Source organism: Pseudanabaena sp. CCNP1317 (genome assembly GCF_034931345.1).
GTDB lineage: Bacteria > Cyanobacteriota > Cyanobacteriia > Pseudanabaenales > Pseudanabaenaceae > Pseudanabaena > Pseudanabaena galeata.
In genome coordinates this window covers 1-24,990 of record NZ_JAYGIF010000163.1, presented here as the reverse complement: position 1 = coordinate 24,990, position 24,990 = coordinate 1, and the positions used below count along the sequence as shown (strand labels likewise).

Below are 24,990 nucleotides of genomic sequence, written 5' to 3'. Positions count from 1 at the left end.
GAGCCACCTTGAGTTGCAAAAGCTCCAAATTAGACATCGCATCGGCAGTGATATCACCAGATTTAATAAGCGTATGGGGCATATCACCCAGATTAAAATCCGACAAAAAGTAAATAACATCACCATCCTGAAAGCGATCGCCCGCCTTCCTACCAAAACACTGCATAACCGTAGCCAGAATATGGCGATCGACAAACGTCGCAAAATCAGGATCTTTATCAACTGGGTGTAATCCTGTCATTGCTACATAGTCAGCACGCAGCATCGCAATATTGGCGCAAGGAGTACCCACAATCACAAAAGTTTTGGCAGATTTAAAATCATTAGAGCCACGGGAATCACGGAACCAGAAACCATCTTGACTTTTGGCAAACTTTTTAAAATCAATCACCCTAGTAGTGGGATCAAGATTAGTAAGATGAGCAATAATCGCCTCAACCTTCGCCGTCTTCTCCTCACGACGCTGCATTCCCAAACGCCCCAGATTATTAACCTGAAAAATCTTCGGCATCACCAAATCACCCGATTGCTTAATCGTATGGACAGGAGTATCGAGACGCATTTGCAGATCTGTAACATCCATTGTGGCATCCAGATAAAGATTAGCTGACGACTTGTGAGCAATATCACGCAAACGCGAATCAGCCAAAGAAACCGTCAACTTCTCATATTGAATATGTAAATCGCCGTGGGAAATAGCCCCAGAGAGAATATCCAAAAACTCTACTAGCCATTGCTTCAAAACCTCACGGTCAATCTTTTGCCTAATTTCATCAGAATGGAAAGTAGTTTCTCGTTTGAGCAAAGCATGAAGCTTAGCCAACTCCTGCTTATCCTTGCCCTTAGCATTTTCAAACTCAGAATCGGCAATTCCATCAACCGTATCGAGAATTGATAGGTCTGGTTTCAGCAACTCCGCCAGCAAAGTCGTATCAATAACTTCAGGAATAGCCGATTTAATCCCATGAAAATCCAGCCCGTAGTAAGACTTATCACCCAACAACCTATGCAATTTATTCAGCACATCAATAATTTGCTGCTTATGGTCAAGATGAGAACGAGTTAGCAAAGCGATCGCCTGATCCACATCCTCACGACTAACCGAGATTTGACGCATCGTGGTCAAACTTTCCGAAACCTCCTCCCAGACAAGCAAAGTTTTTGAATAATCAAACTCAGTAGGACTAGGCAAACTCGCAGGATGCGATCGCAAAATCTTAGAATTAAACGTGATCGCCCGTTCATGTTTAAAGCCAAAACCATCACCCGAAGAACCACGGCAAGCATTGAGTAAAGGACAAGTTTCACAAATGACTTTTGTATCAGTAATTGCCTTATCCCGCAAAGCCGCGATCGCGCCAGTCCGAGAGCAATTTGCCTGAGTATGCACAGACTCACCCGACTTAGCACGGCGCAACTTACCCGATTTATTAGTCAAGCCATTATGACGCGCAGGCAAAATCTCCCAATCCTGCAAAGTGGGAGTAGTAACATTACGCGAATCATTAGATATATAGATGATCCGCTCAACATCATCAAATAACTCAGGACGCAAACGCCCCGCATCATAACTTTTGCCCGTACCAGTCGCTGAAGCATCAAGGATATGTTTGTGAGTTAATAATGAATCGCGCCAAGTTTTAAGTCTTGCGCCTGCCTCATATACAAATTGGGGTAGGACGGGTTGAAGCGATCGCTTTGGGTTGTCAGATTTATTAGTAAAACCCTTAGCAGTTTTCTTGGGGAAAAGCTTATCTTTCAACCATTGGAGAGGCGAAAACTTAGGTTTGGGCTGGTAATTAGCAATTTGGAAAAACTGCTCAACCGTCAAAAGCTGAATCGATGCCCCACTAGACAACTCATCAATATCATCATCAGTTTTAGAAACCTGACCCCACCAAAGAACATCAATGGTATAGCCAAGGTCAGCCAGAAAATCGAGATTTTTCTCATGGCGGCGCATCACGGACGGATTAGCAATATCCCCCGCATCGATCGCATATTCCAACCGAGTCAATTCAGGATTAGCCCCAATTTCGTCAAAGTAAGTTTGTAAAGTTTCTTTACTAGCTACAAACTGACCGCCCGAAGCACCAATCGCTACACAACCACGTAACTTAGAAGCAAGATAGGGCTTAACTCCTGTCCCTTCAACCAAGACCACACGCTGACAATCAACCTGAATATCACCATGAAAAGCCAGAGGCAACTCACCATTTTGTTGTTGCGCCGATATCCCAAAAGGCTTATGCCAACGATAGCGTCCTGAATTAGCATAGCGTAAACGGATTTGGAAGCCGAGAATTTTGCCATCAGGATTCTTAATTGGCAGAATATAGCCAGAATTAGTTGATTTAGCACCTAAATATTGAATTTCTAGCTCAGATAAGCCACGACTTTCTAAATCAGCCTTATCTAAACTGTTTAAATCAAGTTTCTGCAAATAATTTTGATAGAGGCGATCTCGTTGGGCAGCATCAGGCAAATTAGCCAAACCATCCCGTTTTGCCCTTTGCTGAGTCATCCGCAGTCTTAAATTGCGATCGCGACGCTCTTGACGATCCGACTCAGATTCGGGGCGCTTTCTAACATACTTACCCGCAAAGTAACTGCCATTTGTTTCGCCCAGGTATTTCCAATCAGGCAGATCGGCATCACTGGGATGAGTCATACACAGAACAAAATCTTGATTATCCGAAGCAGTTCGACATTTTCCTGTGATGTCATCGCAGATCGGGCAAGGATTATTTGATTTAGTTGGTGAAAACTTTCGGGAAGAATACTGGTTATTTAGGGAGATCATTATTTTTGACCTCCGATGAGCTTGCTAAGGGAGATCTCAACAAAGATCTGCGCCTGCAAGAGTTGCAAAATTAAAAACATCTAGATTGTCCTGATTGTAAGGTTTGTAGCGATTTCAATCAGGAAATAAACAGACTTTTTGAATTCAGTTCAATAATCAATTATTGGTTTTTGCAAAAAATTTTAAAAATTTGCAGCAAAAACTGTTGCTAAACTTATATCTTGCGTTAAGATATAAGAAAGCGCTGAACAAAATTGCCCGTCTAAAAGCAACATCTGTCCATTCCTGGATATTAAATTTAAAAACCTTCGGGTTTACAAGAAAGCTGGTGAGGTGGAAGTCACTGGCTTTTTTGTGTTTGAAGGGGAAAACTAACTAAGTAATCTCCTGTAGATAAAAAACTGCAATTTAAGCATACAGCGATCGCTCTAGATCTGATCTATAAAAGATCAAAATTTTAGTAACCTCTGCCTGAATTTTGCTGGCAAGTCACAAAACTGTCATCTGGGACACTATTTTGGAGCCATGCGTGATTTCAGTATTGATAATATTTCGAGGGTTTTCCACTTTGCTGAATGCGGCGGATTAGTCGTATATAGTGGCGGCGATTTATGAAGCCTTACAACTAGTGCAGTTGTTATTAATGAGAGGCGATCGCTAAATTGTAATTGCTTTCCAAAAAATAAGAGGCGGCGCTTCGCGCCGCTATTTACGTTTGCAGTAATAATTTTGCCAACTCAGAAAAACCAGCAAACTCAGAAGCTTGAGTAACGTATTTGGGTAAATGCAGCATTTTGTCTTGATAATGGCGAACATTTGCTACCCCGACCGAGATGGGAAATAGATCAGGATTAAACATCGCCTCATCATTGGGACTATCGCCAACGGTTAGAACTTGCTGCGAATTTAGTTCAGGGAAATGGTTGTTTAGAACCGAAAGCAAACCAGTAGCTTTATCTTGATGGATTGGTTTGATATGACATTGAACATTGCTGTAAGTGAAACTCCAACCCATTTGCTGACATTGGGAAGAGATGGCTTGAATATCATCAGTTGATAAATTATCGACATCAAAAGTCCAATCGGTAATACGGAACTGATTATCAGCAGAAGGATGAAGATTTGGAAATAGCTGCTTAATGTGATGGAAAGTATTTTCTAGTAGAATGCGATGTCTAGACAAATTGGGAACCGAAGAAAGTAAATCTTGGTTTCCATTTGGCTGTAAAAAGATTCCCCCATTTTCAGCGATCGCCCCTTCGATAGGTAAATAATTCACCAAAGCACTGACCCAACCCGCCGAGCGACCAGTCACCAATAAGATTTTAATTCCTGCTGATTGTAAATCCAGAAGAGTGGAGATGAAATTAGATGAGAATTTTCCATTTTGGGTAAGAGTGCCATCAACATCGGAAGCAATCAAGCGAATGTCGGACAAATCAGAAGAATTTATAGGCGATAGAGGCATAGAAGATGAAATTAAATTCAGAAAAAAGCCAAAGCGGCTCTAATATATCGTAAAGAATCTGACAAAAAATCTAGCGATTGTTCGCGAGTAAAGAAATTCCTATTTCCAGTCACTATAATATTGACAAGAGAGAAATCCCTGAACCCGATATTTTAGAGCTGTTTGACTAAAAACTCAATTCCGTACAAATAAATTTGGAGAGACATCAATGAGAACAAATATTGGCGCAATGATTAATTCAGGCTATACCTACGACGAACTACTGAGCGAAGGACTAGCCAGTTTTGACGACATCGGACGCTATGAATCAAGATATTCCCTGTACGACGAAGATGCAGCACCAAAACCGACAAAGGCAAAAGTAGCAGAGCCAAAATTAGCCGAAACTACACCAAATCCACAAGAATCAGAAATTGACTTTGACTTTTAGAGAGAGCGGACTAACTATGAACCGATGCTATGAAATTTAGACAAATTGACCTCAAAACAGGGCAAGAGCTACCAATACCAACAAAAACAGTCGAACATACCTACCTCGAACTGAAGATTGGAAGCACGGTAGATCCTAGTAAACTTGCTGTCGGTAAAATGTACGATGGCATCACTGACCGAGACATAGAACGACTGCAAGAGCAAGGATTGCACATGATCCTTGCCAATGGTCGAAGCGCCTACTTTGGCGATCGCGCCATTGCCGAAAAAGTCAGCCAAGAAATCTTCGCCAATCACAGTGATGCTGTCGCCTACGGCAGCATCCCCATATCCGAAGCCAAGACCTCCATCTACAAAAAAAGCGCCCGAATCCTGATTATTGATGATGAAACCCTAAGTCAAGACCCAGCCACAGGAACATACACCGCCAATTGGGGACAGCAGCCCATTATTCTCAGTAATGGAATCACCATCAGTGACAAAGCAATGGGAGCGATCGCCAGCAAACTTGGAGATTGCTATAGTCTGATCTCCCCAGATCTCGCTAACCAACTGCAAGCAGAACCAGACCGTCCATTTCAATTTCGGGCGGGAGTACCCGAATGGCAAGGTGTTTTCAAAGGTACATGTCGGGCTAGTTTGCTATGTCAAGCCCTAGAAGTTGATGGCATAATTGCCAGATCAAGCATCAAAGGCGACAACAAAACCACCACTACAGGTATTCACGAAGTCAGCCTCTTCTGGGCAAGAAAAGAAGATGCTAAATTCACCGAACAGAAACTGGGAACCCAAGCTCTAGTCTTCTTCCCCGAAGGAGTCCAAGCAGACGTGCTACCCAAGCTCAAAATCAAAGCCGAACGCCTAGCCGAAGCCCAATCCGACCCACGCAAGGTAGCGCAACTATATATAGAGCGCCACGAAAAGCGACAACAGCAAAGGCAAGAAGAAACAGTAGAGCGCGATAACATTTATCAAATCATTGAGCCAGAACTAGCGTTAGAACTAGGTTTGAGCATTCAAGAAAACACGAAAGCTAATAACTTTGAACAGCCAGACAACCCATCAGTAAATGAACAATATAAAGATTGGCTGTATGACATCCTCAAAGCTGACCTAATTGATGGTGGTCATTGCCAAGTATTAGAAATGGAAGATATCGCTAAACGTCTGCGAGAATTCCTCCAAAGCGAATGGCAAGAAGTCGCCACAGGAGGGCTATATGTCCCTAGCGCAATCGCCCAACCCCATAACCAATTACAAGAAGGTGAAGTCAGTTTCACTGGACTACCCGATGGATCTGAAGTTGCCATCTATCGCAGTCCTGTCGCCAATGCCGCCAACTTTGACGTATTTACGAATAACCTCACGGTTCTGCGTGAATTAGATCCTGAAGCCTATATGCAGAGAGGAGTCTGCTACCTCAATCCAAATGATGCGAAACGACTGGTTATCGACTTCGACGGCGATCGCGTGGGCATAATTCCCAGTCAACTAACCCCTGTACAGGAAGCCAGTTCCCAGAAAACCATTGAGCAGTATCCAACCCTAATCCAAGAAATCATTGATAAGAATCTGCCAGAGAACAAACCAATTCAAGTCGAAAAAGAAAAGAAGATTCCCCGCGATCTCGAACATGGATTTGTCAGCATTGCTAGCGCCGCCGTCAATGCTGCTGACAATCCCACAGGTCGAGTTGCCAATTTAGGAATGAGGTTGGAAGCCTTACGGTGGGAAACTCAGTACCTTCCTAATGTTGAAAAGTTGGCATATTTGCAGAACATTGGTACGCATTTCAAAAAACTACTTGCTGAAGATAATGACATCAAGAAGCCCTTTCGCATTCTCAATGATGAGTGGCGCGATAAAATAGTCGAAATCAGCGAGACTTCTACTGCCATATCGAAACTACCTGAGCCTGAAAGAGAAAAAGCTGTAGAAACAGGTTTAACGCAGACAGAGAGACTGATTTGGCATCTAGAAAGTCTGGCGGCGGTGAACTTGCAACGCGCTGTTGATACGCCCAAAAGTGCTAGAAAAGTCAATGAAGATGAATATCAATTTTGTCAGAAAGTAGCCAAATACAAAGAAGTAGAATGGATTAAGGGCAAAGACAATACCTATGCCTATATTGGTGCTGAGGGCATCAAGACAAATACTCAAGATCCTGTCGGATGGATGGTAGAGCAAGCTAACCAGATTTATCAAGAATATAGTCTGATTGGCGATCGCAACTACAACCGCTTTGACCATATTTTCCCAAAAGATAGCCATACACCTGTTCAGACAGAATGGGCAAAGAGCGTATCAACCCAATACAATGCGCTAATTTCTGATGCAGTCGCCAGCCGTAGCAGATTAGAACATGAAGAAGGTATTGCCTTAACTGCCACATCTGCTAAAGGCAACACCATCGAAATTGTCAGCCTGATTAGCACTAATCCCGATGGTGACTCACCAATCTGGGAAATGGCAAGAATAGGAGCTAGTGTCGATATTCAGGTTGCCAAAAACAAAGATTGGAAAACCGAAAAGCTATACCCATTCAAAGCTGTCGCGATTATTGACCAAGAAAATAAGGTGGACATCGGACTGATATCACCCGCCTCCATTGATGCCTATGGCAAAACCCTAGAAACGGGCAAAATATTTGCCAATCTAAAACTTGAGTTCAAATTAGGAATATCCAGAAATGACATAGACGACAAGTTTGCCAATGCAGAAAAGTATTTAGAAGTGCAGCGTGATGCGATTCCAGAACCAGAGCGAGAAAGTAGAGCTTCGGCACTGTGGCACAACAATAACCGAGCGATCGCGGGCAAGATGTTTACTGAGGTAGTGACCATGCGACTGCAAGAACTACGGATTGATAAAATCAAAATCATTGGCTTGCAGTATGAAACCAATGAACTGAAAGATAAACAATGGCAACAGGATGAAGGTGCAGTATGCAGACTGGGTATAGAATCTAACCCCGACAGTCCGATTTATGATAAGCGGGTGCTACAGGTTCAAGAAGGCGATCGCTGGAAAAATATGGGTGTACTGCACAGCGATGCAGCCTATATGCCAATCGGTACGCAGTTTACAGCAAATATTAACTTTTCGGCGACTAAGAAAGATGCTGACATCGTACTCGATCCCAATTCTCTGAAACTGCCTGAAATATGGCATGGACTGTCACCAGAGCGAGTACAGCAAGCGGTCAACCTTGATGCAATTATTCCTGCACTGAAACAAGCGATCGCTAAAGCATCTGAGAACCAACCAACCATGACTGAATTTGTGGAAAGGTTAGCTGCCGAACAGGTTGGGATTAAAGCTCAAGTGCAATCTGGCGGCAGGATTAATGGAATTACCTATCTCTATGAAGGGCAAGCAGTCAAAGCTAGTTTAGTAGAGTTAACGTGGAAGAATCTTGCCGCAATGGGAGTCCGATACGATCCTATGAGAGATCGCGAAGCAATTACATCGGCTCCGATTCCAGTTATGACTCAGACTAGCGATCGCCTAGAAATCCAATCTGAGAATCAAGACAAGGCAATTCCTGAAGTTAGTATCGTCACTTCTATCCAGAGAGAAAAGCTAGAAAAACCAGTAGAAATAATGGGTAAACCAATCCAGATGGTTTATCCCCTGAAGATGCATGGAGAAGTGAATCGATTGCCCGTGGATACTTGTATTGAAGCAATGCGCGGACATGGGAGATCTCACACAACGCGGCGATTTGAACCCTATGCCGCCTATAACTTTAAGGAAGGAGATATTGCGATCGCCTATGCAGGAGAACAGAAAGTTGCCTTTCAAGTGGGAAAACAATACAAAATCTCACAGGAAATGTTGACTGATGGGGAATATCAGAAACAATGGGTGAGTATGGAAAAGCATGGGGCTAAGGAATTACTGACATTCCAAGGACATAGCAATACATGGGGAATGCACTTTCAGCCGTTGGGGGATTATGTCGATGGTAAAATTGTGCCATTTCCTATCATCGAGAGAGCCACAAATTCCATTGTTGCTGATATTCAGAAACTAGAAGCATGGAGAGAAACTGCTCAATATCTGGGTAAGAGCGAGAAATATGTAGATCGCATCCAAGAAATCATTGCAGGTGAGAGCATATCCGAAAAATCACAGCAAGCGATGTCTAAGGATGGTCAGTTACTGAGTCAGCACATTGCATCACAGTGGCGTGAAGTATTGGCTACTCCGAGCGAATATGTGGGATCTCAGAATGGGAATCTTGTATTTGAGCGCAAAGGAAATGAAGGTAAATATAGGGCAACGTGGGAGCAGTCTACAGATACGTTGACCTTAGATACAAAAGCCTTGAAGCAGGGAAATATCGAATATGTACCATTGCTGGTGCAAAAGGGTTTAGAAATTGCTCAGAGTCAGGTGACGGTGAAAGATGCTCAGAATGTCGATCGCGCCCTTAAAGTTATTGCTGAAAACCAAAAGGGGAGACAAGAGCAAAGGTAGTGAGGGTATGGCTAAAATTTGATGTAGATCAAGAGGCTAGATTTTATAAGTCCCAAGGGTTAATGATTGTGATTTGGCAGTCTAGGAAGTCGTCAACATTGCGAGTGACGATCGCTGCATTATTAGCCAGACATATAGAGGCAATCAGAGCGTCAGCTTGAGCTATTGGTTTACCTTTTTTGCGGCGATCGCTGGTAATTTGAGCAAAACAGTTTGCTGAATCTGAATCAAAAAATAAAATCTGTCCTACAAAGTCTTCGGTAAACATGGCTTGTGCAGATTCTTGTAAAGCTTTGCTGCGTTTACCTTCTGGCATGATAGCGATGCCTCCAAGGATCTCGGCTTGGTTAATGCTGGTGGTAAATAGGTTTTCTCTAGGCTGGGCAGCAACCCAAGATTTAACTGTTTGCGAACCTTGGGGCTTCATCAGTTCTGACAGGACGTTGGTATCAAGAACAATCTTCATAGCTCAAATGTTGGTAAGGGACGCATGGGTTCTCTAGGAATTTCGGGGATTTCAAAGTCTCCAAAGTCTGCAAAGCGTCTATTAATGGCGGTAGCGAGGTCAATATTGCTTGGCTTTTTGGGTGCTAATACGCTTTTGAGAATTGCTTTAATTTCAAGTTCGATGGTGCGCCCATGTTGGGCGGCGCGTTGTTCTAGCTGTTGGGCAATGTCTGGCTCTAGTTGATGAATGGTGATGGTTGACATGGCACTTGGGAGTAATAGAAAGGTGTCATTAAAATTATAACAATCCATTGCCACCAAACAAGTAAGCTTGAACTCTCTGCGATCGCCTAAATCAAAGCCCCAATACAATGCCCTCATCTCGGATGCAGTCGCCAGTTAAAATAGTTTGTGTGATAAAAAATGTGTTAGTTTATAGTTTAAGTTTCTAAATTCTCAATAAACAGATTTTATAATGCAGATTAGTGATATTCCTACAGGCTGGTTGCTTTTGGATATAGAGAGGAAGAAAAAAGAAGATGGCAAGTGGAAACTTTCAGAAATCGCCTTAATAGATTCTAGAGAAAATTACCATAATCGAAATTTAAAAACATCAGCTTCAGGTCTTATATTTCAGAAAATCGTTGATGCAAGAATTATTCTTGGACATAATATACGTCGTCATGATTTACCCAAACTCTATAAAAGTGTTGGTAAGCAATTACCATCATCTCTTGATATAAAAATCTGCGATACCCTTGAGCTATCTGCTCTTTTTTTAATCGGAGAACAAACCCATAAACTTAGTAAACTATATCGCCAAGAACTTGGATTTTCAAATCCTTCAGAAGATGCTTGGGAAAGTTTTGAGCTTTATCAAAAAATCAAAAAATCAAGCAAGGCTTTACCTCCTTTAGTTTGCTATTGGGCTTGGCAACTTTTACCAGATGGATATCCTTTACTTTTAATCTCTGAAGGAGAGTTGCTAAATGATTGGGAAAATCTTGAAGAAAAATTTCCTGATGCTGATATAAAGGCACTGCAAAAATATGTGGAAACTATTCCTAAAAAGCCAAATATCAATAATTTAGGAATAATTATATTTTTAAATTGGCTATACCATCTTGATAAACCTCTGGCACATCGCCCTAAATGGGTTGAAGAAACTTTTCCTCAATTTCGAGAAGCTGAAGCCATTACTTTTCCTTTTTTATCACAAGACTATTTCTTAGATATTAAGTTAGATAAAGAATTAAAATTCTTTTTTGGCGATAATTATTGTTTTCGGGATAACCAATTAGAACTTGTCAAAGCATTCTTGAGTAAAGAAGTAACTCCATTGGGAATTTTACCAACTGGTGGTGGTAAGAGTTTGACGTTTCAGTTTCCTGCACTACTTTTTTCAAAATATCAGAGAGGACTATCCGTTATCATTTCTCCTCTGCAAGCTTTGATGATAGATCAAGTTCAAAATTTGCAGGAACAATTAAAGGAACGGCATCCTAACTATGTTGATAGAGTTGCTCTATTATCAGGTACACAGAGTCTTAATGAACAGAAAGAAGTTATCGATAACCTATGGCAAGGGAAAGTTGATATTCTCTATTTATCTCCTGAAAGATTGCGTCAGCCAACTATTCAGAGACTTTTGAAGCATCGTTTGCCAGTTTTATGGGTACTAGATGAGGCGCATACTCTTTCGCAATGGGGACATGATTTCCGTCCTGATTTTATGCGAATTGCAGGAATTATCAAACAAATTTATCAAAATAAAATCCATGATTGTCGTTGGGGATTTGTCACAGCAACAGCAACAGATAAGGTGATCCAAGATTTAAAAGAAAAAGTAGAAAAAATTAATTCAGATCAGCGAAGTGGAAAGCTTTTTACTGGGAAATTGGAGATTATTCCTAGAAACAAAGAATATTTTCAATGGCGCAAGGAAATTACAACTCATGTTGAAAGCGTTTCTGAAAATTACAGACAGGATAATATGCTGTCGATCATAGAAATAGAGCATAATCAACATCCTGATGGAGTAACTATTGTTTATGCGCGTTTCAGAAAAGAGACTGAGAAATATGCAAAAGTTATTTGCGATCGCACAAATTTGAGAGCGGCAGCTTTTCACGGTCGAATTACAGCACAAAAAAAGCAAGAGATACTGCAAAAATTTAAGAATAAACAACTAGATGTTGTAGTTGCGACAAATGCTTTTGGTATGGGTATAGATCGAGAAGGTATTCATACTGTGATCCACATTGCGCCGCCAGCGACTCCTGAAGCTTATTTACAAGAGATTGGGAGATTGGCTCGTAAGCAAGGAGAACAAGGTAAAGCATATCTATTTCAAGACAATGAAGACTTTGAGCGTACATTTAATCAAGAGAATAAGTCTCAAATTAGTTCTCAGGCAATGCAAGGATGTTGGGGTGTAATTAAAGAAAAATTAAAGCAAGGAAATGGAGATGCTTGGGTAAGTACATTAGATCTAGAAAAGCATCTTGAGTCTGATGATCCAGAGATTCTGGCGACTCAAACAAGAACTGTACTCTACCAATTGGAAGAGGGGAATCTGCTCAGGGAAGAAGAATCATGTCCTTGTCTCTTATATATCCAGTTAAATAATGATATGGCATTAGCCAGTCATATTCCATCAGCATCAAAGAATCTAGTTCAGTATCTTAAAGAAATTGGGATTAAGCAAAAAGATAATGCTATCAACTTGGATGTTCAAGAAGCCGCTTTGTCTATACCAATGTATCCCACTAAAATAATCAATAATGTACGTCAGTTAGTAAAATCTGGAATAATTTCTTGGCGCTACGAGATTGCTTTTAAGTATTCCGAGAAGAAAGTCAAAACAAGAATCAAGGATATTTTTGCTAGAACACAGGCTTTTTTACTAGACCTGCAAGAACGAGAAATCTTCATTGAAGAGGAAAATCTAATTCGTCTCAATAGTATTGAATCTCTGGAAAAAGAAATCTCATCTAGAAACAATAATCTTAATTTCAAACTAAATGATGCTTTAAAGCTACTCACAAAGCTAAAGCTTGCTAAGTACGAAAGAAAGAGTCGTAACACTATTAATTTATATTTTAATGACAATCAATCCTTTAGTCATTGGATAAAAGTAAGTTCGGAAGCTTGTAATGTTGCCGTTAGCCGTGTTGAGACAATAGAAATAGCTCTAAGTCAAATTTTTGATGCAAAAAAATGGAGTAGAACAGACAATCAAATTATTGATATAGCAGAAGTTGAGTTGCAATTAGAAAATACTTATTTAGTTGATGTAAATCCTATGCCTATATTAAACTTAATGCAAGGCTTAGGTCTAATTATGCTAGGTAGGGGGGATTCTAACTGTGACAGGCTTTATCATGTTGTTAAAGGCAGTAGGACAAACTGGAGCAAATCTATATATGAACCTCTCCGTCAACATTATGAACAAAAATTTCAGCGTGTCCATGCTATTCGAGAAGTTTTAAAGTATGAAGATAGCAAAAAAAGAATAGCAGTCCTAAAAGATTATTTCTTAATGAATTTAGATAGTTTTAAAGAGAAATATTTTCCTAATGTAGATATTAGTAGTCCGCCCATAATTAGTGACATACTTAACAATCTCAGTGATGCTCAAAAGGAAATTGTCAAAGACGATACTAGTAGAGCTTTGCTAGTTTTGGCAGGACCAGGTTCGGGGAAAACGAGAACTATAGTCTACAGAGTTGCTCATTTAATTGCAATCAGTGGCGTATCACCGTCAAGGATTTTAGTCTTATCTCACACACGCACGGCGGCAGCAGAAGTAAGAAAACGGCTATACCAAATTTTAGGGGCGCGGGGTTCACAAGTTGACGCACTTACTTTTCATGCTTTGGCTTCTAAATTAACAGGGGTGAGGCATAATGACGCTCCAGAGAGCATTGGTAGAAATGCAAGTACAGATGCAAAATTTGCTTGGTTACTACAGGAATTAATTATTCATCTTCAGGAAAATGGAACTGATTATCAGTACATACTGATCGATGAATATCAAGATATTAATGAATTGCAATATAAAATCGTGAAGCTATTAGGCAATTTCCGAAAGGATGAAGATCAAGATGAGCAGCAGGATAGCTTTCTAGTTGCTGTAGGTGATCCGAACCAAAATCTATTCGAGTTTTCTGGAAGTAGCAATAAATTTATTAACGAATTCCGCAGGGATTGGGATATACAGGATCAACCCGAAAGATGTCTCTTGGCAAATTATCGATCTCTTCCCGCCATAGTTGATTTTACGAATGCGTTTATCAGTAAAGCAATTCCTAATAATCAAATTAATCAAACAGGTGGAAAAATCTATGCTCATCGTACTGATGATGGTATTGGCGAAATATTATGGGGAGAATATTCCCATCTTTACCATGCTGCTAAATGGATGGCAGATAGAATTGACAAATTAATTTCTCATGAAAAAATAAAACCCAATGAGATTGCAATATTAGCTCATAGATGGAACGATTTACGTTTTCTTCAACATTTCTTGCAAGAGATTGGTATTCCGTATCAGTTCTATGACAACTCAGAGAATTTGCGTCCTTCCAATAGCCTAATTGGTCAAAAGGTTTTAGAACATCTTAGGAAAGATCTGAATCTACTAATTGATGCTCCAATAGCTCACTTAGAGGAAATTCGACTAGAGCTTGGCTATAGCGATCAAGATGTTGCATGGAAGTCTCTGTTAGCAACCTTAGATAACTGCAAAAATATTACTCAAGAGGAAATTGTTTATCTTTTAGAAGAGGCAAAAACTATCAGACCAGAAGAGGTTGTGCTTTCTACATTCCACAGTGCTAAAGGTTCAGAATTTGCTCATGTATTTGTTCTAGAAGATGGCGATAGAGTTGATCGTAACAACAGTTATGAAAGTTCTACTCGAAAACTCTATGTAGGATTTACAAGGGCAAAAGATTCTCTATCGATTCTTTTTAAACAAGGTACAAGGCAAAATGATCCTGCTTTAGTTGCAATGTCTATTTTAAGTAATAGCGAATTAAATTCAGGTGTATCTAAAATCGAAATACCAACAATTTCTTTGAATCATCAATCTATTCGTTACCAACTTATATTAAAACCCTAAGTACAGGACAAAAAATCAAAAATAGAACGCCAAAATCCCCTGAAATCGTTACTAAGTAAAGCTTTCGGGCTTATTGAGCCAAATCCTTACTGGGAGAGCATTTCAAGCTTTTTGTCCTGTACTTAGATTAAAACCTGAAGATTTGCATTTAAGTCACAAATACATTATTAGAGGACAAGACCGCATAAATTATTACGCCTGTAACTGGAAAGATTTCATATTTAAGCAAGAATCTTTTTGCTGGTCTTTTGGCTGTAGCTACCTTGATGAAAATAGTAAATCTGGTGCTATTACTATCTTATCTGAGAAAGGAAAGAGAACTCTACAAAAGCACCTGAATCAAAAAATTACAGCAAAAGGATATACGATTTTTCAGGTTGATCGTGATGATGATTTTCTATCAGAAAATTTGCGAGAGGTTTATTTAGGCGATCATCATTATGTGGTTTTGCCTTGCTTAGAAATAGAAGAAAGACTTTTGTGAACTATTTATCAAACTGAACAAACCCCTCTACAAAAGCGCGATCTTTTTTTTAGAACAAGAAACAGGCGATCGCCGCCCTCAACTAGGAATCGTCAACTTCGCCCAAAAGCGTAGCGTCAAGACCTCCTATACCGTTTGGCAATGGTTCAGCCAACAAGCGATCGCCCATGATGTCTTACCAATTACCCAACTTAAAGCCGAAACATTAGTCGCAGCCCAATCCGATGTCAAACAACTCTGCCAACTAGTACAAACCGAACAATGGGTGAAAGTAGACGAACCTGAAGAAGAACGCGAAGAAGAAGCCGATGGTAAAATCCTATCGGAAATCCTCAAACATGACATCTATGGACAACTGCTAGAACATCCATACGTGGTAAGAAAGATTGAAGACCTAGTAAGAAGACGTTGGTTAACCCTCGCTACCAGTGGCGGTATCAACTTCTCCAGTTTCATGGCACAGCCCTGCCCAGAACTAGGAAAACTGGAAATGTGCATTCCTGAACTGTCACAAGGCGAATATGTCGGATTTCGCTATCCCATTCGCGATCGCAACGATTTGCAAATCTGGACAAACAAACATATCAAAGGACTCAACCAACAGGGAACCATGTATGTCAACCCAGACGAAGCGCGTGACTACTGTGGCATGGACTTTGACGGTGATACCTTCTGTGTGAAATCAGTCAAGAAACTACCTGAAATCGCCAAAGAAATCCGTCAACACCACATCAAGCCCACCACTTATAAACCCGACAAAGTAGCAGTGCAAGGCACATTAGCCGAAGTTGCCCTAAGATCGACCGAAAACCAAATTGGATTGATCACCTATTACCTAGCCACCGCATGGGCTACAGGGCATCATCAGTACATTGCAGGTTTAGCCCAAGAAGTTCAAGTCGCCGTAGATCGGCTTAAATCCGACCTCAGCCATGACCAAGCCTTTCTAGATGAAGTTGGCAAAAGCTTACCGAAACTGGATTGGCTGATCGATCGCAAGAAGCAAGGCGTATATGGCAGCTACTACGATTCTAAACAAAGATGCAAAATGCCCGCACGAACCTTGGTAGCCAATGGAGAATACAACGACCCGATATCATTCCTGATTCAATCCGTGAATGCGATCTGGCAACCTGTAGATTTACACGAACGTACCCTACTCGAATTCCGCGAACTATTTGTCAAACCAAGCGAGATTCTCTACAAAAGAGCGATCGCCCGCCGCGATGAATATACCAGCAAGATTAGGGAAGGAATGAAACTATCAAGCGATCGGGAATCACGGAAGAAAATCCTCCGCGCCGCCGTGGAATGGGCAAAAGGCTTAGGCGAGAAACTACGGGAGAAAAGCGAGAAAACCGCTCAAACCTGTAGTGCCGCCATGTGGCAAGCCAGTCACAACGGCGATCATGGCACTGCAAGTGTTGTCTTCAATATGTTTCTGCCCGAAGTATGCGATCGCCTCCATGACAACCAACTCATGCGACTGCAAGTAGTCGGAGCGCAGTATGGAGAACTCGCATCAACCAAATGGACAGGCAATGGAGAACACGCCTGTATTTCCATTGTTGTATCTCAACGTGAGCAGGATGGTAGATATCAAATTGAAGTCGTGAGAAATAGCAGGAAAAAGCCATACATGTTAGGACTAGTCGCCAAGGACTCTGCCAAAGTCATCGTTGGGGAATACATTGCATCCCTGACTACCCAGCAAAAGACCATAGTTTGCGAACTGGTCGCAGCCTAGAAACTAGAGAGAATAAAGCGATCGCTTTATTCTCTCTAGTTTCTATTCTATGAAAAACAAAAAACAATTTGCACAAGGTCAAAACTTTGCTAGGCTAAGTAATTATGAGGACTGACACGCTTTTTTACCAATTATTTAACGCCTTTCACAGCTTGCTATTTGAGCTAATCGAACGCCCGATCTCGGAAGCAGAGGGCTATGAATTTAGCTCAGTGGAAGTGAAAGAGAAAGCCTTTCGCTTTGATGGAATATTTATTCCAAAAGCGAAAGACAAACCGATATATTTAATCGAGGTGCAATTTCAGCAAAAGGAAGACTTTTACTGGGAGTACTTATCGGAAATATATCTGTATTTGAATCAATACCGTCCCGAACAGGATTGGAAAGCGATCGCCATCTTTGCGAGGCGTAGCTATGAGCCAGAGCCAAGAAGCCATGTGCAGGAGATGCTCAACTGTCAAAGGTTACAAAGAGTGTACTTGGAAGACTTGGTAGATCGGGAGACGGACTCCTTTGCGATCAATATTATTCAGCTAATCTTGTCTACTGAAAGTCAAGCCGTAACTATGGCTAGACGATTGGGCGATAAAATTGAGCAGGAAAATGATCCCGAAATTCAAGAGCAGGTATTAGAATTAATAGAGACGGTGTTGGTGTATAAATTCCCGAAACTTAGTCGGCAGGAGATTGAGGCAATGTTTACATACAGCGATTTAAAGCAGACCCGTGTATATCAAGAGGCAAAAGAAGAAGGCGAGCAACGTGGTTTACAGCTAGGTGAGCAACGTGGTTTACAGCTAGGTGAACAAAAAGGTTTGAAGCTAGGCGAGAAGCGCGGACTGGTAAAGGGGCAAGCTACGATGCTATTGCGGCTGCTCAATCGCAAGTTTGGACAGATTAGCCCAAGTTTACGGGGCAAGGTAAATAAACTATCGGCAAAACAGCTAGAAAATCTAGCCGAAGCATTATTTGACTTAGAGGCGATTGCTGACCTAAGTGATTGGCTAAAAACTCAAGGCAAAACTAAATAGAGGATTTTTGAACCAATACTAAAAAAAGGCAGGACAGCTAAAGTCTTGTCTTTTTTTTTGCCTATGGCTAGCGCCCGTTCTCAAGAACAAACGCATAACAACTGAAAGTTTGCCAAAAGCACAAAACCCTATGTTTGAAATTACCCAAGAAATTGAAGAGCATTTTGATTGTTCTTTACGCATAAAAGCCGAAGCAACAGTAGAGGCGATCGCCCTCTCGAAATCCATCCAGATTGGCGAACCTGACCAGCAAATAGAACTAGCCAAAGCATCAGGATGGGGAACCCTCACCGATATCTGGGTGGGAGCGAACCATCAGGGGAACACATGGCAATATCGTTGCTATGAAAGACTTTGCCAACTGCTCACCACCGCCGAAATCCAAGCCGCCAAATCAGCCACTGCCTATCAAACCAGCTTTGAAGTAATCCGCGCCATACGGGATCTCCTCAACGATATTGGCTTTACGGGGGGATCAATCGTCGAACCAGCGTGCAACATTCTAGTGTTTGTAGGCTATGGAAACAGCGCTATTTAGGATTAGGTAAGGCTATTGTCAACCTGTTTTGAGGCTGTTTTTGATAGGTAGCAACTTGGATTCAATAAAAACTAATGAGATATGTTACAATTATTCAAGTAAAAATAATCAAAAAAAAACAGTATGGTTTTAGATAAAAGTAAAATTTCAATCTCTGAGTTGAAAACCGAAGTTCAACTTGCAATTAATAATATTAACGACGACAAAAGTAATATCTTTGAACACATACGAAAAAAGTCGTTGCTTTCTAAGCTTAATAGATTAGATGAAATAAGTAATATTTTAGATATTGATAAGTACAAAGTTGTATTTATCGGTAAAATTGGTGCTGGTAAAACAACAGCTATATGTAATTTATTTAATCTAGTTCATGACATTGAGAAAAATGTTGAGACAAAAAAGGGAAAAAGAATTATAAAAGTTACAGAACCTTTATTGTCAACTGCATCTGGTAGAACAACAATAAGTGAAGTAATTATCAAATCAGATAAAGAAATATATATTGAAATTGATCCTTATGACAGAGAAAAATTAGAACTCTTGATCACTGATTTTTGTGAATCTTTTTATAACGACAAGTCAGAGAGTGATGTAATTTCAGTTGAAATGGGACGAGCCTTGCGTTCAATAACTAAACTAAATACAACCACAAGAAAAATTAAAGAAGAAGATAGCAAAATCACTTCAAAAACAATTGATTTGGCAGAAGAAAAAGCAAAAGAACTTTCCTTGGAAGAATTTAAGGAATATGCGTTTGAAAATGCAAGTTTAGATAACAGATTCTATGACAAGGCAGATAGTAGAATTTTTTGTCCTGAATTGGTTGATCCGAAGCAATGGCTCAAAGAAACCTTTGAAAAAGTTAATAAAGCTGATATCCCATCTTTTTCTATCCCAAAGAAAATTTTCATTTACATTAATAGTGAAATCTTTGGTGTATCCGAGTTGGGGCTTTTTGATTCGATCATTGATACAAAAGGCATAGATGAAAATCCAATAAGACCAGACTTAAGAGATTATATTGAAAGAGAAGATACAATTTGTCTCTTTACCTCTACATATAATGACTCACCTGAAACAAATGTTCGTGAATTGATGAAGTATTTTTTAAGTCAGCATTCAAAAAAATACGAAAATAGATTTGTCACATTTGTCATGCCACATAAAGGGGAACCCGAAAAAGAAAACGATGGAGATGGAACTAGAGAAGCAGGAATAGAAATCAAAAAGGGAATTATACAAGATGTTTTTAATAGACTAAATCTGAACTTTGTTAAAGATAATATTCTGTTTTACGATGCGCTTCAATGTTATGATGAAAAAGGCAGAATGGAACGAGATTATGATGAAAACGATCTTCAGGACATGAAAGCTGAAGTAATTTTTGCTATAAATTATATTATTGAAAACAGAAAAGATGGCTTAATTAATGAAGTATATGAAATTAAAAATAGCTTTCAGCTAATGCAGCAAGGAAAGACCCTATCAGAACAGGAAGTTGAACTAATAAAAGTTGCAGTTTCTAGGCTTGAAGACATTAAAAATTTAGATAAGCGAGTTCCTAGTTTTATTTATGAAGAATTTATTGATAAATATGTAGAATATTATTCGGAAAAGTATAAGGCTTGGAATACGAAAGATGCTATTCATAGAAGATTAGGTACTTTTGAAGAAAGAGGATTTGATACATTTTTTGATGCAAAAGTAGTAGCAGAGGGGACTGATGAGAATGAAATGTTAAAGAGGTTTACGAAAAACTTGAAGAATGAGGCAGAACAAATAATTAATGAATTAGGTAGTTCACTTAAAGAAATAGACAGTTTGACTCCTGAAATTAAAAAACAATTTGAAATTCAATATGATGCATTTATCAGTAGAGTTGGTCGTCAAATAGAGTCATTCCTAAGAGGTAATAATGAAAATTCTGTTTTTTGGAGAGAATTAATTGATAGAAGAGGAAAAGGATCTGGTTACAACCAAGATGTTTGCACAATTTTACGCAGAAAATTAGAAATACTGGATACGGGTATATCTGCAAATAGAATTCTGCAAGAGTATTCTGAGAAAGAATGGAAAAACACTATTGAAATGATCTTAGATTTTTTTGTTTCTAAATAGATGATTTTAAACTGCTTCGACAAGCCAATTGAGATTTATGAATACTTAATTGATAATGTTAGTTACACAGACTGTGTAATCCGAAAAAGAAAAATAGTTTTATACCCAGAAGAAAAAGTAAGGCAAGCATTAATCTTATATCTACTTAAATTTACTAAGATTAACACTGACAACTATATAATCAAAGTGGAATATAGGAATTTAGATATTGTTGTATACCAGAAATATAATATCAAAGACTTTCAACCTGCTCATAGTCCAGTTTTGATAATTGAGTTGAAAAGTCAGTATGTTGATGTTTTAAATTTTGAATATCAGTTACTCAATTATTTAAACTTGAATTCTTGCGAAAACGGCATATTAGCTAATTGTAAACAGTTGTACATATATTCAAAAATTAATAATTTTATAAAAAAGCCTATAACTCTTCGCGAATTAGATAAATTTTTAATCCAAGATAAAATTGATAGAGATATAGAGCTTTTTGAATCTGCCAGAAATGGTGATATTGATAGCTTCTTGAAACTAATTGAAAAATTTGGAAGATCGAATACTATTACATTTCAATGTTCTACTTATAAAGTGCCAATAGATACTTTTTTAGTGTCATATTCAATGGATTATATTTTTTTTGATTTTTGCGGAGTAAAATCAAAAAGAAAACAATCGAAAATCAAAAAAATTGATTTTATCAAGTTGATTTCAATTCATGGCTAATGATTGTAAAAAAATATAGTTTTGATACACGATGATAGAACCTTGAAAATATTCATTGATACTTCATTCATCATTGCCCTCATCAACCAACGCGATCAATATCACACACAAGCACTAGATTTAAGCAATCTCTATTCTCAATAAGGAAAAGCACTATGAACGCAATTAAAAATGAAATAGCACAACGCTTAGAGATTATCCCTGACGATAAACTACGAGAAGTTCTTAGCTTCTTAAACTATCTGGTATGGCAAACTGAAAACCCTCGAACTCAAGAAGATCAAGATTGGTTAGAGAGCGAACTATCAGGTTTGGATAACTATGAACCCTACGAATGGCAAGAAGGAGAACTCCAAGAAGGGCAATCCATTAAATTCATCGCAGAAACAGGAAAAATCGAGATCGGCGCATGACAGAACAGATTTTACAAATTGGCGATGTCATCACAGTAAAATTTCCTAGCCAAAATCCTAGCGGTAGAGAGCAAGAAGGCTACAGACCCGCAATTGTCGTAGGACTTCCAAGCCGATTAGGGAAACTTCGCTTTCCACTAGTATTTGTTGTACCCATGACAACAGATCGAGGACAAGAATGGGCTGCAATCAATCCCCATTTATATATACGATTTGCGGCTGGTGTCGCTGGTTTAAAATCACCATCAATTGCCCTATTGGATCAAGTTCGCGCCATCGATATTTCTCGTATCGTGGCATATCGAGGTAGTCTCACCACTCAAGAATATGCAGCGATCGCCAAATCACTTCAGCAAATCATGGAACCTGATTAGAAGTTTCACCCCTTTTATAAAGATATCGGGCGATCGCACCCATCGCACTATCGAAGACATTGATGAGACTGTCCTCAACGCCGCCCAAATGAAAGCGATCGCATCGGGCGATCCACTGATTATGGAACGTGCTACCCTCGAAGCCGAATTGCAAGGACTAGGAATGCAATTGCAAGCCTATAACGATACGCAGTTTAGGGACAAATCCAAGATTCAGTACCTAGCTGATATGGTAAATACCAACCATCCTGCCAACATTCAGCATATTCAAACAGACCTAGCCACTGTCGCCAAAGCCAACCTGAAGCAATTCATCAGCGATCGCGGTGTGATGTTGGATAAAGCTGTGCTGATAGCCGATCATATTTCTGAACAATTCCAAAAGCTGAGAGATAGCTATCGGTTAACTCAAATCCAAATTGGACAATTTGCAGGACTGAATGTATATCTGAGCAGATTTGGCTCTGAGGTCAATGGCTCGATTGGTATGAGCATTAGTTCAGGCTATGAATTTAATGTTGATTGCCACAATCCGCATAGTTCTCTTCTGCATGTGGTGAGGAATGCGATCGCTGCCAAATTGACTACTGCCCAAGAAACTCTCGAACGCGATCGGCAAGAACTACCAATCTTGCAAAAGCGAGTCAGTCAGCCGTTCGATCAACTTCAGACATACCATGAAAAAGCAAATCGGTTAGAGTTTCTCAAGCAACTGTTTGATGTAATTGCTAACGAAGCACCTGTGGATAATGACGATCAAGACCTTAATCTTGATGATAAGGAATTGACTGACTCAAGAGAGATATTTTGGCAACGTGATTCTATCGTCGCCAAGTTGGAACCACCATCAACAGCGATCGTCGAAGCATTGTTGCCGAGACAGTTTGAGGATTGGGTATCAGGTGACGCTGATAACTGGCTTGAACAAATCGCGCAGATTGTTAGCACTGTTGAGATTGAAATTCCTGTGAATGGCGATCGGCTTTTGCAGTTTCTGCAACCGCAAGTATTCAAGCCGTTGTCTGAATTCATGCTTTTAGAAAGAGGAGGTAAGCAACTTGTGATTCCACAGAAGAATGTAAATGAACAAAGAGAACAGCTTCAACTGTTCTAAATTGAGTAAAGTATGGGAGCAAGTTTTTGCTTTGTGAAGGCTTGTTCTTGTACTATGACTTTACTAGATAATTCTGGTTAGATCATTAAATATGAATCAGATATCCCAAAATTGACGACTTGTTATCCCTTATAGATATGGGAGGAATTGGATTATGACACCCAAGACAATTAATTTAATTGATGTTGTGGCTTTGACGGTTGACTTGCCTGAATATGGTTTGAAACATGGTCAGGTGGGTACTGTGGTGGAGTTTTTGGGTGATGGGAATGCTTTTGAGGTGGAGTTTTGCTACCCTGATGGGCGTACTTATCAGTCGGTGGGCTTGCGCCGAGAGCAAATTATGTTGCTATGTTTTGAGCCAGAGGTTTCTTTGTTGGATGCTGTGGCGGCTTGATTGAGATGGGTAGATGCTAGAAAAAGAGGGAAAGTAGATTGAAATTTGCTTCCCCTCTTTTTTGTCAATAATGATGGAACATCATTCAATTTCGATATCGTATTCGCTATAGGGAATGTTATTTGGTGTGTCTTCGATGTCGATGTCAAATTCTTGTCTGAGGCGGATTAGCGCAAGGGTGAATTTGAAAACGTTACGAGTGCCTTCTTCTAATCTAGAATCTTTAGACTTTCGTTCGATTTCAATAATATCTCTGGGAGTGAATTGATTGATTGGAATATCTGTTGGTGAGTTCCATAGGCGAATAGTACCATCGTTACTACTAGAAGCTAGGACACGGTTATCTGAACTAATAACCAAAGATCCAATAGAGCCTGTATGTCCTGAGAGAGTTGTTAGATGTTCACCATCAGGTAAACTCCAGAGGCGAATAGTATTATCGTCACTACCAGATGCTAGGACACGGTTATCTGAACTAATAACCAAAGATCCAATAGAGCCTGTATGCCCTGAAAGAGTTGTTATATGCTTACCATCAGGTAAACTCCATAAACAAATAGTATCATTGTCACTAACAGATGCTAAGAAACGGTTATTTGAACTGACGTAAAAATATTTAACAGAACCTGTATGCTCACTAAGTGTTGAATATGAGCCGTTTTCTATGTTGTATAAACAAACACTACCATTGCTGTAACCGTGACATAGGAGATTATTTGGACTTATTATGAAAGATGTACTCAAGAATGAAGAATAATTTCGATTATTTGCTTCTAAACAATTTTCTAGACAATTACCATCAGGTAAACTCCATATACAAAAGTAGTGTCCATAGTGACCACTTCTCACGTTAGCAACCAAGAAACGATTATCTGGACTAATTTTTATATAAATAATATCCTTGATTATATGTGTAGCTATAACTGTTGTCTTTAAATGCTTACCACTAGGTAAATTCCATATATCAAATCCAACATTGTGTACATTAAAGAATGTCACTATTAGGATACGGCTATTTGGGCTAATTACTATATTTTTAATTGTACCTTTAACATTTAAGGTTTTTAAATGCTTCATATCAGGCAGGCTGAATAATTTTATTTTTGTCGATCCATGGCTTATGACTATAAATTTTTCATCGGGGCTAATTTCGTAAGGATTAAACCACCTTAGCCTTAGTGGTGCAGAAAAGTCTGAGAAAGGTTGCTAGGCATAGAGTCTCAAAATGAGACAAGAGGGATAAAAGGGACAAGAGATGAGATACTCAAGTTCCTCAACAAAAGATCTTATCCATGCCCCA

At 39.6% G+C, this 24,990-nt stretch carries 17 protein-coding genes and 1 pseudogene; 13 read left to right on the top strand and 5 right to left on the bottom strand.

Annotated features, from left to right (window positions below; genetic code table 11):
- Positions 1 to 2,803, bottom strand: a pseudogene (locus tag VB775_RS25570) (hypothetical protein); the annotation flags it as partial.
- A gap of 709 nt (positions 2,804 to 3,512) precedes the next feature.
- Positions 3,513 to 4,271, bottom strand: coding sequence for an HAD family hydrolase (locus tag VB775_RS25565; protein WP_281009491.1), 759 nt, complete (start codon positions 4,269 to 4,271; stop codon positions 3,513 to 3,515).
- 208 nt (positions 4,272 to 4,479) lie between these two features.
- On the opposite strand from VB775_RS25565, the gene VB775_RS25560 reads away from it, so the two are divergent.
- Positions 4,480 to 4,701, top strand: a complete 222-nt coding sequence (locus VB775_RS25560; protein ID WP_281009490.1) for a hypothetical protein — start codon at positions 4,480 to 4,482, stop codon at positions 4,699 to 4,701.
- Positions 4,702 to 4,730: 29 nt separating this feature from the next.
- Positions 4,731 to 9,185 (top strand): hypothetical protein, encoded by a 4,455-nt coding sequence (locus VB775_RS25555; protein ID WP_281009489.1) that lies wholly within the window; start codon positions 4,731 to 4,733, stop codon positions 9,183 to 9,185.
- Between the two features lie 43 nt (positions 9,186 to 9,228).
- On the opposite strand, the gene VB775_RS25550 is transcribed toward VB775_RS25555, so the two are convergent.
- Together VB775_RS25550 and VB775_RS25545 are read right to left on the bottom strand one after the other, a co-directional pair.
- Positions 9,229 to 9,651: a type II toxin-antitoxin system VapC family toxin gene (locus VB775_RS25550; protein ID WP_281009488.1), complete on the bottom strand. Its 423-nt coding sequence runs from the start codon at positions 9,649 to 9,651 to the stop codon at positions 9,229 to 9,231.
- Positions 9,648 to 10,013: a FitA-like ribbon-helix-helix domain-containing protein gene (locus VB775_RS25545; protein WP_281009487.1), complete on the bottom strand. Its 366-nt coding sequence runs from the start codon at positions 10,011 to 10,013 to the stop codon at positions 9,648 to 9,650. Before VB775_RS25545 ends, VB775_RS25550 begins: the two co-directional genes overlap by 4 nt.
- 94 nt (positions 10,014 to 10,107) lie before the next feature.
- Here VB775_RS25545 and VB775_RS25540 point away from each other — a divergent pair, with 94 nt between their 5' ends.
- From VB775_RS25540 to VB775_RS25490, 11 genes are all read left to right on the top strand, one after another.
- The gene (locus tag VB775_RS25540; RefSeq protein ID WP_281009486.1) at positions 10,108 to 14,757 is read left to right on the top strand and encodes a UvrD-helicase domain-containing protein; all 4,650 of its coding nucleotides are present in this window, start codon (positions 10,108 to 10,110) and stop codon (positions 14,755 to 14,757) included.
- Positions 14,758 to 14,830: 73 nt separating this feature from the next.
- Entirely contained in the window at positions 14,831 to 15,241 is a 411-nt protein-coding gene (locus tag VB775_RS25535) for a hypothetical protein (RefSeq protein WP_281009485.1), read from the top strand.
- 265 nt (positions 15,242 to 15,506) lie between these two features.
- The gene (locus tag VB775_RS25530; RefSeq protein ID WP_281009484.1) at positions 15,507 to 16,988 is read left to right on the top strand and encodes a hypothetical protein; all 1,482 of its coding nucleotides are present in this window, start codon (positions 15,507 to 15,509) and stop codon (positions 16,986 to 16,988) included.
- A 104-nt stretch (positions 16,989 to 17,092) separates the two neighbouring features.
- Positions 17,093 to 18,019 (top strand): Rpn family recombination-promoting nuclease/putative transposase, encoded by a 927-nt coding sequence (locus VB775_RS25525; protein WP_281009483.1) that lies wholly within the window; start codon positions 17,093 to 17,095, stop codon positions 18,017 to 18,019.
- Between the two features lie 130 nt (positions 18,020 to 18,149).
- Positions 18,150 to 18,557, top strand: a complete 408-nt coding sequence (locus VB775_RS25520; RefSeq protein ID WP_281009482.1) for a hypothetical protein — start codon at positions 18,150 to 18,152, stop codon at positions 18,555 to 18,557.
- 123 nt (positions 18,558 to 18,680) lie between these two features.
- Complete coding sequence (locus VB775_RS25515; protein ID WP_281009481.1) at positions 18,681 to 20,675, top strand: hypothetical protein; 1,995 nt, start codon at positions 18,681 to 18,683, stop codon at positions 20,673 to 20,675.
- 186 nt (positions 20,676 to 20,861) lie between these two features.
- On the top strand, positions 20,862 to 21,392 hold the full coding sequence (locus VB775_RS25510) for a hypothetical protein (RefSeq protein ID WP_407073014.1): 531 nt from the start codon (positions 20,862 to 20,864) through the stop codon (positions 21,390 to 21,392).
- Positions 21,393 to 21,547: 155 nt separating this feature from the next.
- Complete coding sequence (locus tag VB775_RS25505) at positions 21,548 to 21,805, top strand: hypothetical protein (protein WP_281009479.1); 258 nt, start codon at positions 21,548 to 21,550, stop codon at positions 21,803 to 21,805.
- The gene (locus tag VB775_RS25500; protein WP_281009478.1) at positions 21,802 to 22,179 is read left to right on the top strand and encodes a type II toxin-antitoxin system PemK/MazF family toxin; all 378 of its coding nucleotides are present in this window, start codon (positions 21,802 to 21,804) and stop codon (positions 22,177 to 22,179) included. The genes VB775_RS25505 and VB775_RS25500 overlap by 4 nt, the downstream gene beginning before the upstream one ends.
- On the top strand, positions 22,133 to 23,293 hold the full coding sequence (locus VB775_RS25495; protein WP_281009477.1) for a hypothetical protein: 1,161 nt from the start codon (positions 22,133 to 22,135) through the stop codon (positions 23,291 to 23,293). Before VB775_RS25500 ends, VB775_RS25495 begins: the two co-directional genes overlap by 47 nt.
- Before the next feature lie 154 nt (positions 23,294 to 23,447).
- Positions 23,448 to 23,690 carry a DUF4926 domain-containing protein gene (locus VB775_RS25490; protein WP_281009476.1) on the top strand — a complete coding sequence of 81 codons (243 nt, stop codon included), beginning with the start codon at positions 23,448 to 23,450 and terminating at the stop codon, positions 23,688 to 23,690.
- A gap of 81 nt (positions 23,691 to 23,771) precedes the next feature.
- Here the strand turns inward: VB775_RS25490 and VB775_RS25485 are convergent, their stop codons facing one another.
- A complete protein-coding gene (locus VB775_RS25485; protein WP_323217104.1) occupies positions 23,772 to 24,767 on the bottom strand; it encodes a hypothetical protein in 996 nt (331 codons plus the stop codon).
- Positions 24,768 to 24,990: the final 223 nt, after the last annotated feature.